Genomic DNA, 11,554 nt, shown 5'->3' with positions numbered 1-11,554 from the left:
GGTTCGTTCGGTCATCGGCTTCAGCGTGTTCCGAGCTCGCTCTCGAGGGCGTCGAACAGCTCCTCGTCGGTCACCGGGGTGAGATCGTCGCCGGCCGGGTCCGGCACGTTGCCGCCACCCCATTTCCACAGGAAGGCGCGCAGCCGCGGGCCGATCCGCGCCTGCGTCTCCTTGTCCCACTCCAGGGCCGACAAGACGGAGTCGAGTTCGTCGAGACGGCCCAGCACGGGTGGCGCGTCCGCCTCCTCGGGGATCAGCTCGTCCCGCAGATGGGAGGCGAGCGCGGCGGGTGTCGGACGGTCGAACACGAGCGTCGCGGGCAGCCGCAGCCCGGTGGCCGCGTTGAGCCGGTTCCGGAACTCCACCGCGGACAACGAGTCGAAGCCCAGCTCCTTGAACGCCCTGTCCTCCCGGATGGCCTCCGGCGCGGCATAGCCGAGGACCGCGGCGCTCTCGGCCCGGATCAACGCCAGCAGCGCGTCCCGCTGCTCGTGCTCGGGCAGGACCGCCAGCCGTTCGCGTAGATCCTGGCGGTTCGCCGCGGTCGTGGTCCCGGCGGCGCGGCGGACGGGCGTCCCGGCCAGGCCGCGCAGAAGCGCCGGAACCGGCCCGCCCCGTAGCGCCGCGGTGTTCAGCGGTAGTGGCAGCAGCAGCGCCTCGTCCCGGACGAGCGCGGCGTCGAAGAGAGCGAGGCCCTCCTCGGTGGAGAGGGGTGCGAAGCCGGTGCGGGCCAGCCGCTCCCGGTCGGCGTCGTCCAGGTGCCCGGTCATCCCGCTGGCCTCGGCCCACAGACCCCAGCCCAACGACTGCGCGGGCAGTCCGCGTGCTCTGCGGTACTGCGCGAGGGCGTCCAGGAAGGCGTTGCCCGCCGCGTAGTTGGCCTGCCCCGGCGTGCCGAGGGTGCCGGCGGCCGAGGAGAACAGGACGAAGGCGGCCAGGTCCAGATCGCGTGTGAGCTCGTGCAGGTTCCAGGCCGCGTCGATCTTCGGCCGGAGCACCGCCGCGAGCCGTTCCGGCGTCAGGGACGTCAGCACGCCGTCGTCCAGGACACCGGCGCAATGCACCACCGCCGTGAGCGGGTGCCCGGCCGGGACGGACTCCAGGAGCCCGGCAGCGGCGGCGCGGTCGGACAGGTCGCACGCGGCGATCGTGACCTCGGCGCCCAGCGCGCCGAGCTCGGCGCGCAGCCGCTCCGCGTCCGGTGCGGCGGGACCGCCCCGTCCGGCCAGCAGCAGCCGCCGCACGCCGTGCCGGACGACCAGGTGCCGGGCGAGCAGGCCGCCGAGGGTGCCGGTGCCGCCGGTGACGAGGACGGTCCCCTCCGGGTCCAGGTTCGGCGGCACCGTCAGCGCGACCTTGCCGGTGTGCCGGGCCTGGCTGAGGAACCGGACCGCGTCGGGTGCGCGGCGCACATCCCACGCCGTCACCGGCAGCGGACGGATCGCGCCGCTCTCGAACAGCTCACGCAGTTCCGTGAGCATCTCCTGGATGCGCTCCGGCCCCGCGTCCAGCAGGTCGTACACCTGATAGGACACTCCCGGGTGAGCGGCGGCGACCTCGCCGGGGTCGCGGACGTCGGTCTTGCCCATCTCCAGGAACCGGCCTCCGGGCGCCAGCAACCGCAGGGACGCGTCGACGAACTCCCGCGCGAGCGAGTTCAGGACGACGTCGACACCGCCCTCCGCCGCCGTCGCGGCACGGAAGTGCTCCTCGAAATCCAGGGATCGGGACGAACCGATGCGGTCGTCGGCCAGCCCCTGGGCCCGCAGCACCGGCCACTTCGCCGGGCTCGCCGTCCCGAGCGTCCGCAGACCCCAGTGCCGCGCCAGCTGCACCGCGGCCATCCCGACCCCGCCGGTGGCGGCGTGCACCAGCAGCGTCTCCCCGGGCCGGACGCGCGCCAGATCCACCAGGCCGTAGTAGGCGGTGAGGAAGACCACCGGCGCGGACGCGGCCTCGGCGAACGACCAGCCCCGGGGCATCCGTGTGATCAGGCGTCGGTCGGTCAGCGTGACGGGACCGATGCCCGCCGACATCAGCCCCATCACCCGGTCGCCCGGGACCAGGTCCGTCACCCGCGAACCGGCCTCCAGGACCACCCCGGCCGCCTCGCCGCCGAGCGGACGGGCGTCGTCGGGGACCATGCCCAGGGCCAGCAGCACGTCGCGGAAGTTCAGCCCCGACGCCCGCAGCGCGATGCGCACCTCGTCCGGACCGAGCGGCGCCTCGGCATCCGGATTGGGGTCCAGCGACATGCCCTCCAGCACCCCGTCACCGGTCAGGTTCAGCCGCCACGTCACCGCGTCCGCCGGGATCGGCAGCCCGCCCGGCGCGGCCTGCCGCGCCAGCCGGGGCGCGTGGAGCCGCCCGGAGCGGAGCGCGAGCTGGGGTTCGCCGGTCGCCACCGCGCCGGCGAGGGCACCGGCGACCGCGCCGGCCGATGCGTCCGAGCCGTCGAGGTCGAGGAGCACCAGCCGATCCGGATTCTCGCTCTGCGCGGTGCGGACCAGACCCCAGACGGCGGCGTGCGCCAGGTCGGCCGGATGCTCACCGGTGTGGGCGGTGACCGCACCCCGGGTCAGCACGACGAGCCGCGCCGCGGCGAACCGCTCGTCGGCGAGCCAGTGCTGCACCAGCCGCAGCACGCGCCGCACCGTCTCGTGGGCGGCGGCGACCGGGCTACCGGCGCCGCTACCGGCGAGCGGGGCGACCACGACACCCGGCGCCGCGCCGGCCAGCGCGTCGAGATCGGGATACGTCCCACCGGACAGCCCGGATAGACCGGACGGATCGAAGCCGTCGCCACCGAGGAGGACGGGTGCGGCGTCGGAAGCCGCGCCTACCGGGATCGGGACCCATTCCAGCCGCAGCAGCGCGTCCCGCCCCGGCGACACCGCGAGCCGGTCGCCCGACACGGGCCGCGCCGTCAGGGACTCGACCGTGGCCACCGGATCCCCGGCGGGATCGGCGACGATGATCGACACCGTCCCCGCGCCGGTGCGCGACAACCGCGCGCGCAGCACCGCCGCGCCGGTGGCGTGCAGAGTGACACCCGACCAGGAGAAGGGGAGCCGCGGCGCGGCGGAGTCGTGCGCGAGCGGATGCAACGCCGCGTCCAGCAGCGCGGGGTGCAGGCCGAACCCGGCGACGTCGGTGTCCTCGGGCAGCGCGATCTCGGCATAGAGGTCGTCGCCGTCGCGCCATGCGGCACGTACACCCTGGAAAGAGGGACCGTACTCCAAACCCAGATCCGCCAGCCGGGGATAGAACTCGTCCAGGTCGAGGGGCTCGGCGCTGGGCGGCGGCCACACCTTCAGTTCGGCGCCGGGCGCCGCGCTCGGGGACAGGACCCCGGCGGCGTGCCGGGTCCAGGCATCGTCACCCTCGTCACCAGGACGCGAATGGACGGTGACGGCGCGCCGCCCGTCCTCGTCGGGTCCGTCCACGGCGACCTGGACCTGTACGGCCCCGCCGCTCGGCAGCGGCAGCGGATTCTCCAGGACGAGTTCGTCCACCCGGGCGCAGCCGACCTGGTCACCTGCCCGGATGACCAGTTCGACGAACGCGGTGCCGGGGAGGAGGACCGTCCCGGTGACGGTGTGGTCGGCCAGCCAGGGGTGGGTGTGGAGTGAGATCCGTCCGGTGAAGACGGCGGTGTCGCCCTCGGCCTTCCGCACGGCCGCGCTGAGGAACGGGTGCTCGATCGGCGTCAGCCCCAGGGCGGTCGCGTCCCCGACGCCGGCGGGCGCGTCGATCCAGTAGCGCTGTCGTTGGAAGGGGTAGGTGGGTAGGTCGATGGGGTGTCCGGTGAGCAGTGGTGTCCAGTTGATGGGTGTGCCGTGGGTGTGGGCGGTGGCGAGTGCGGTGGTGAAGGTGTGCAGGTCGCCGTGGTCGCGTCGCAGGGTGGTGATGACGCTGGTGGTGTCGGTGGTGGTGTCTTGGATTGGTGCGGTCAGGACGGGGTGGGGGCTGGTCTCGATGAAGAGGGTGTGTCCTTCCTCGTTGAGGCGGCGGATGGTGGGTTGGAAGTGGACGGTGTGGCGCAGGTTCCGGTACCAGTACTCGGCGTTGAGTGTGGTGGTGTCGATCGGTTCGCCGGTGAGGGTGGAGTAGAAGGGGATGGCGGCGGGTTGGGGGTTGATGTCGGCGAGGGCGTCGAGGAGTTGATCGCGGACTTGTTCGACGTGTGTGGAGTGTGAGGCGTAGTCGACGGGGATGCGGCGGGCGTGGATGCTTTGGTTTTCGCAGGTGGTGAGGAGGTGGTCGATGGCGTCGGTGTCGCCGGAGGCGATGGTGGTGGCGGGTCCGTTGATGGCGGCGATCGACAGCCCGGTCCCCAGTAGTTCTCGGGCTTGTTCCACCGGTAGTGAGATTGAGGCCATGCCGCCGGTTCCGGCGAGTGTGGTGATGGCTTTGCTGCGTAGTGCGACGACTTTGGCGGCGTCGTGCAGGGTGAGGGCTCCGGCTATGTGGGCGGCGGCGATTTCTCCTTGGGAGTGGCCGATGACGGCGTCGGGGTGGACTCCGTGGTGGCGCCAAAGATGGGCGAGGGAGACCATGACGGCGAACAGTGCGGGTTGGACGACATCGACACGTTGCAGGGCGTCGGGGTCATGCAGGGCTTGGTGGAGGTTCCATCCGGTGTGGGGGGCGAGTGCGTCGGCGCAGGCGTCGATGGCCTCCCGGAAGACCGGTGAGGTTTCCAGGAGGTCAAGCGCCATTCCGGTCCATTGGGAGCCTTGGCCGGGGAACACGAACACGGTCTTGTGGTGCGAACGGGCGATCCCACGCACCACATGAGGCGACTCTTCGCTATGAGCGAGGGCGTCCAACCCCGCCAGCAATTCGTCCTGGCTGGAGCCCAGCACCACTGCGCGGTGATCGAACGAAGTTCGTGTGGTCGCCAGTGCCAAGGCGAGCGACGTCGGCTCGGCCTCCGCGAGCTGGCGCAGATCGGCGGCGCGGACGCTGAGAGCAGTCTCGTCGTGAGCCGATATCAGCCACGGGGTCACCGCTGGCGCGACGGCGGGCTCCGGGGCCTCGTCGCCCGCGAATGCGGGAGGCTCCTCCAGGATGACGTGGGCGTTCGTGCCGCTGATGCCGAAGGACGAGACGGCCGCGCGGCGCGGGTGGCCGTTCTGGTTCCACGGGACCGGCTCGTGCAGCAGCCGCACGGCACCGGAGTCCCAGTCGACATGCGGGCTCGGCTCGTCCGCGTGCAGCGTTCTCGGGAGCGTGCCGTGCCGCATCGCCTGGACGAGTTTGATCACTCCGGCGACGCCGGCGGCGGCCTGGGTGTGCCCGATGTTGGACTTGATGGAGCCGAGCCAGAGAGGACGGTCGCCGGGACGGTCCTGCCCGTACGTGGCGAGGAGGGCACCGGCCTCGATGGGGTCGCCGAGGGAGGTGCCGGTGCCGTGCGCCTCCACCGCGTCCACATCACCGGGACCGAGCCTCGCCCCGGCGAGGGCCTGCCGGATCACCCGCTGCTGAGCGGTCCCGCTGGGGGCCGTGAGCCCGTTGCTCGCCCCGTCCTGGTTGATCGCACTGCCCGGGATGAGCGCGAGGACGGGGTGCCCGTTGCGCCGGGCGTCCGAGAGCCGCTCGACGAGCAGCAGCCCGGCGCCCTCCCCCCAGCCGGTGCCGTCCGCGCCGGCGGCGAACGCCTTGCAGCGGCCGTCGGCGGACAGCCCGCGCTGCCTGCTGAACTCGATGAAGGTCGCCGGGGTGGCCATGATCGTCACGCCGCCGGCCAGGGCAAGGTCGCATTCGCCGTTGCGGAGTGCCTGCGCGGCCAGATGCAGTGCCACCAGCGAGGAGGAGCAGGCGGTGTCGATCGTCACCGCCGGGCCCTCCAACCCGAGGGTGTAGGCGACCCGGCCGGACGCGACGCTGCCCGCGCTGCCGTTGCCCAGGTAGCCCTCGAAGCCGTCGGGCGACCGCCCCAGGTACAGGCGCGCGCCGTAGTCGTTGTACATGACCCCGGTGAAGACCCCGGTGCGGCTGCCGCGCAGGCTGGACGGGTCGATCCGGGCCCGTTCGACGGCCTCCCAGGCGATTTCGAGCAGCAGCCGCTGCTGCGGGTCGATCGCGGCGGCCTCGCGGGGCGAGACGCCGAAGAAGGCGGCGTCGAACCGGTCGGCGTCGCGGAGGAACCCGCCGTGGCGCGCGTAGGTCTTGCCCTGCCGTTCCGGGTCGGAGTCGTAGAGGGCCTCGACGTCCCAACCGCGGTCGGTGGGGAAGGGGCCGATGGCGTCGGTGCCGCCCGCGACCAGGTCCCAGAGGTCGTCGGGGGTGGTGACGCCGCCGGGGTAGCGGCACGCCATGCCGACGATCGCGATCGGTTCGCCCGCGTCCGCCGCGGAGGTCGCCCGTGCTGGGGCGCCGGCGGCCCCGCCGGCGGCCTCGTCGCGGAGGTGGCGGGCCAGGTCGGCCGGGGTCGGATGGTCGAAGACCAGCGTGGCGGGCAGCGGCCGTCCGATGGCGGTGCCCAGCCGGTTGCGGAGTTCCACGGCGGTCAGCGAGTCGAAGCCGAGATCGTTGAACGCCTTGGTGGTGTCCACCGTCGCCGGGCTCTGGTGTCCCAGCACGTCCGCGACCTGGTCCCGCACCAGATCGAGCGCGGCGCGATACTGCTCGGCCTCCGAGAGTTCGCGGAGCCGCTCGTGCCATCCGGTCGCCGTCGTCCGGCGGCGCCGCGCCGGAGTCTGGACGAGCCCGCTCAGCAACGCGGGCAGCCGCTCCGCCTCGGCCTGAGCCCGTAGCGCCGCCATGTTCCAGCGGACCGGGACGAGCGCGCCCCCGCCGGCCGTCACCGCGGCGTCGAATGCGTCGGTCCCCTCCCGCGAGGTCAGCGGCGCGACTCCCGAACGTCCGACGCGGGCGCGGCCGGTGCCGTCCAGTCCGCCGGTCATGGCGCTGGGCTGCTCCCACAGGCCCCAGGCGAGCGAGACGGCCGCGAGCCCCTCGGCCCGCCGGTGCTGGGCGAGTGCGTCGAGGAAGGCGTTGGCGGCGGCGTAGTTGCCCTGGCCGGGGTTGCCGAGGGTTCCGGCGAGGGAGGAGTAGAGCACGAAGGCCGACAGGTCCAGGTCGGCGGTGAGTTCGTGGAGATGCCACGCGGCGTCGACCTTGGGACGGAACACCCCGTCGATTCGCTCGTCGGACAGCGACGCGAGGACGCCGTCGTCCAGGACCCCGGCGGTGTGGACGATGCCCGTCAGCGGATGTTCCTCCGGGACGGACCTCAGCAGCGCGCTCACCGCGTCCCGGTCCGCGGTGTCGCAGGCGGCGATCGTCACCCCGGCGCCAAGTGCGGTCAGCTCGTCCGTGAGGTCCCCGGCGCCCTCGGCGTCCGGACCCCGCCGGCTGACCAGCAGCAGGTGCCGCACCTGATGTGCGGTCACCAGATGGCGGGCGATGACCCGGCCGAGCGCCCCGGTGCCGCCGGTGACCAGGACGGTCCCGTCCGGACGGAAGGCGGGAGCGGCGGCGCTCTCCTCGGTTCCCGCGCGGACGAGCCGGGGCACGAGCACCCGGCCCTCCCGGAGCGCGAGCTGAGGCTCTCCGTTGGCGAGCGCGGCGGCGAGCGCGGTGGGGATCGCCAGCCGCGCGGCGTCGGAGCCGTCGACGTCGACGAGCACGATCCTGCCGGGGTTCTCGGCCTGCGCGGTCCGGATCAGTCCCCAGGCCGCGGAGGCGTTCGGGTCCGGGCGTTCCCCGTCCTCCGTTGCGACGGCGCCGCTCGTGACGATCACTAGCGGTGTCCCGGAGGGGCGTTCGCCCGCGAACCAGTCGTTCAGGACGCGCAGCGCCTCACCGGTCACGGCGCGCGCCCCTGCCGGCCCGGTGCCGTCGCCGGACGTCAGGGTGACGAGCGATGCCTCCGGCGCGGGCGCGGCGGGGTCGGCCGCGATCGGTGTCCAACGCACCTGGAACAGGACGTCTCCCGAAGCACGGGACGGGATCTGCTCGGCCGCGAGCGGCCGCACGGCCAGCGACTCGACCGAGGCGACGGCATCGCCGGAAGTGTCGGTGACGTGCACCGACACCGTGTCGTCCCCCGTCCGGGACAACCGGACGCGCAGGTCGCTCGCCCCGGCGGCGTTCAGCTCGATGCCGGTCCAGGCGAACGGGACCCGCGGGGACGTGGCGTCGTGCGCGGCGGCGTGCAAGGCCGTGTCCAGCAGCGCCGGGTGCAGGCCGTATCCGGAAGCGTCGACGCCGTCCGGCGCCTTCACCTCCGCGTAGACACCGTGCTCGGTTCGCCAGGCGGCGCGAAGGCCCTGGAAAGCGGGCCCGTAGTCGAGACCGAGGTCGGCGAGCCCGACGTAGAGGGCTTCCAGGTCGATGGCCTCGGCGCCGTGCGGGGGCCACACCTCGACCTCCCGCCCCGGCGGCTCCGTCTGCTCGGACGCGGCCAGGGTCCCGGTCGCGTGGCGGGCCCAGGGCCCGTCATCGGAGCGGGAGTGGACGGTGACGCGGCGCCGGCCCGCATCGTCCGGCGCGGTGATCGCGAGCTGGATCTGGACGGAGCCGGAGCGCCCGAGCGTGAGCGGTGCTTCGAGCGTGAGGTCCTGGACACGCGGCAATCCGACGCGGTCACCGGCGTGCAGAGCGAGCTCCACCAGGGCGGTGCCGGGCAGCAGGACGGTTCCGTGGAGGGCATGGTCGGTCAGCCATGGGTGGCTCTGCGCGGAGAGACGGCCGGTCAGCAGCAGTCCGCCACCCTCGGCCAGCTCCACCGTGGCGCCCAGCAGCGGATGCTCGGCCGGACCCAGGCCCGCCGTGGTCACGTCGCCGCCGGCCGGTGCGTCCAGCCAGTACCGCTGTCGCTGGAAAGGGTAGGTGGGCAGGTCCGTTTGCCTGCCGGGCAGGACCGTCGACCACTCCACCTTTACCCCGTGGACGTGCGCGGTGGCGACCCCCGTGACGAGGGCGCGCGGCTCGGCCTGGTCGCGGCGTTGCAGAGGGATCACCACGGTGCCGGATCCGGCTCGCTCGTCCAGGGCCTCCTGAATGAGCGGCGTCAGTGTGATGTCGGGTCCGATTTCGATGTAGCGGGTGGTGCCGTGGTCGTGGAGGGTTTGGACGCCGTGGTGGAAGCGGACGGTGTCGCGGATGTGGCGTGTCCAGTAGTCGGGCGAGGCCAGGTCTGCGGGGAGGGCGACGTGGCCGGTCACATTGGAGATCACCGGGATGGCGGGCGGGTGGTAGGTGACCGCCTGAGCTGCTTCGCGGAACGCGTCGAGGATGGGTTCCATGTGCGAGGAGTGGAAGGCGTGGCTGACGCGGAGTTGCTTCGTCCGGTGTCCGCGTGTCTTCCACTCCTGGGCGATGGCGGTGACGGCGTCGGTGTTGCCGGAGATGACGGTGGTGGTGGGGCCGTTGATGGCGGCGATGGCTGCGTCGTGTCCGTCCAGCGTGGCGGCGACGGCGTCGGCGGGGGCATTGATGGAGTACATGGCGCCGTCTGTGCGTGTGGAGTGCATGAGACGTCCACGCGCCGCGACGAGCTGGGCGGCATCCGCGAGCGTGAGGACGCCTGCCACATGTGCGGCCGTCAGTTCACCGATCGAGTGGCCGATGACGGCGTCAGGATGGACGCCCCAGTGCGCCAGGAGCCGGTGAACGGCCACTTCGAAGGTGAAGAGGGCCGCTTGGGTGTAGGTGGTCTGGTCGAGTGGTGAGGTGTCGCCGCTGAACATCACCTCTTTGATGGGGTGGTCGAGGTGGGGGTCGAGGTGGTGGGCGATGTCGTCGATGGCTTCGGCGAAGGTGGGGAAGGTGTCGTAGAGGTCGCGGCCCATGCCGGGGCGTTGGCTGCCTTGCCCGGAGAACAGGAACGCCGTCCGGCCGTCCTCGGCTTTCCCGCGTGTCACGTTCGCCGCGGTCTCTCCCTGAGCCAACGCGTCAAGGCCGGGCAGGGGGTCGCCGGTGGCATCGACGATGACGGCCGCGCGGTGGTCGAACGTCGCGCGGCCGACCGCCAGCGAATGGGCGACGTCCGCTGAGTTCGTGTCCGGGCGCGTAGCGGTGAGGGTCCGCAATCGAGCGGCCTGGGCCCGCAGCGCCTCGTCGTCCCGGGCGGAGATCAGCCAGACCGCAGGGGCCGGGCCCCGCACGGCCGGTTCGGCGTCAGGCTCGGTGAGCGGGGCTTGTTCGAGGATGACGTGGGCGTTGGTGCCGCTGACGCCGAAGGAGGAGACGGCGGCGCGGCGGGGGCGGTCGTGGTCGGGCCAGGTGATGGATTGCTGGAGGAGCCGTACGGTGCCGGTGTCCCAGTCCACGTGGGGAGAAAGTTCGTCGGCGTGCAGGGTTTGGGGGAGCGTTCCGTGCTGCATCGCCAGAACCATCTTGATGATGCCCGCGATGCCGGCGGCGGCCTGGGTGTGCCCGATGTTGGACTTGATCGACCCCAGCCACAAAGGACGATCACCAGGACGATCCTGGCCATAGGTGGCGAGGAGGGCACCCGCTTCGACCGGATCGCCGAGCGTGGTCCCGGTGCCATGCGCCTCCACCGCGTCCACGTCGCCGGGGACGAGGTCCGCGCTGGACAGCGCCTGTTCGATCACCCGCTGCTGGGCGGAGCCGTTGGGGGCGGTGAGCCGGACGCTGGCACCGTCCTGGTTGACGGCCGACCCCCGGACGACCGCGAGGACGGGATGCCGGTTGCGTCGCGCGTCCGACAGGCGTTCGACGAGCAGCAGCCCGGCGCCCTCGCCCCAGCCGGTGCCGTCCGCGCCGGCACCGAACGCCCGGCATCGGCCGTCCGGTGACAGCCCGCGCTGCCGGCTGAACTCGATGAAGGTCCGCGGGCTGGCCATGACCGTGACCCCGCCCGCCAGCGCCAGGTCGCATTCCCCGTTGCGCAGCGCCTGGGCGGCCAGGTGCAGCGCCACCAGCGAGGACGAGCAGGCGGTGTCGATCGTCACCGCCGGCCCCTCCAGCCCGAAGGTGTAGGCGACCCGGCCGGAGGCGATGCTGCCCGCGCTGCCGCTGGTCAGATACCCCTCGAACTCCTCGGGGGCCCGGGGCAGCCGGGCGGCGTAGTCGTTGTACATGACCCCGGTGAAGACGCCGGTGCGGCTGCCGCGCAGGCCGGACGGGTCGATCCCCGCTCGTTCGACGGCCTCCCACGCCGTCTCCAGCAGCAGCCGTTGCTGCGGGTCGATCGCCAACGCCTCGCGCGGGCTGATGCCGAAGAACCCCGGGTCGAAACCGGCGGCGTCGTGCAGGAAACCGCCATGGCGGGTGTAGGTCGTGCCCGGCCGCTCCGGGTCGGGGTCGTAGAGCGCGTCGATGTCCCAGCCGCGGTCGGACGGGAACGGAGTGATCGCGTCGGTGGCGGTCGCCACGAGCTCCCACAGGTCCTCGGGGGAGGTCACCCCGCCCGGGTAGCGGCAGCTCATGGCCACGATCGCGATGGGCTCCCGCCGGGCCGACTCGGCCTCGCGCAGCCGTCCACGGGTCACCTTGAGGTCGGCCGTGACCCGCTTGAGGTAGTCCCGGAGCTTCTCCTCGTTCGCCATGCGGTGTCGGTCCCTTTCCAGAG

General features: G+C 72.8%; 1 protein-coding gene. It reads right to left on the bottom strand.

The features are described from left to right. Window positions 1-20: 20 nt before the first annotated feature. Window positions 21-11,531 (bottom strand): type I polyketide synthase, encoded by an 11,511-nt coding sequence (locus tag AMA02S_RS12590; RefSeq protein ID WP_067456433.1) that lies wholly within the window; start codon window positions 11,529-11,531, stop codon window positions 21-23. Between the last annotated feature and the right edge of the window lie 23 nt (window positions 11,532-11,554).

Source organism: Actinomadura macra NBRC 14102 (assembly GCF_001552215.1).
GTDB classification, from domain to species: Bacteria; Actinomycetota; Actinomycetes; order Streptosporangiales; family Streptosporangiaceae; genus Spirillospora; species Spirillospora macra.
Note: the sequence above shows the minus strand (reverse complement) of the source record. Positions and strands in the feature narration are given on the sequence as shown.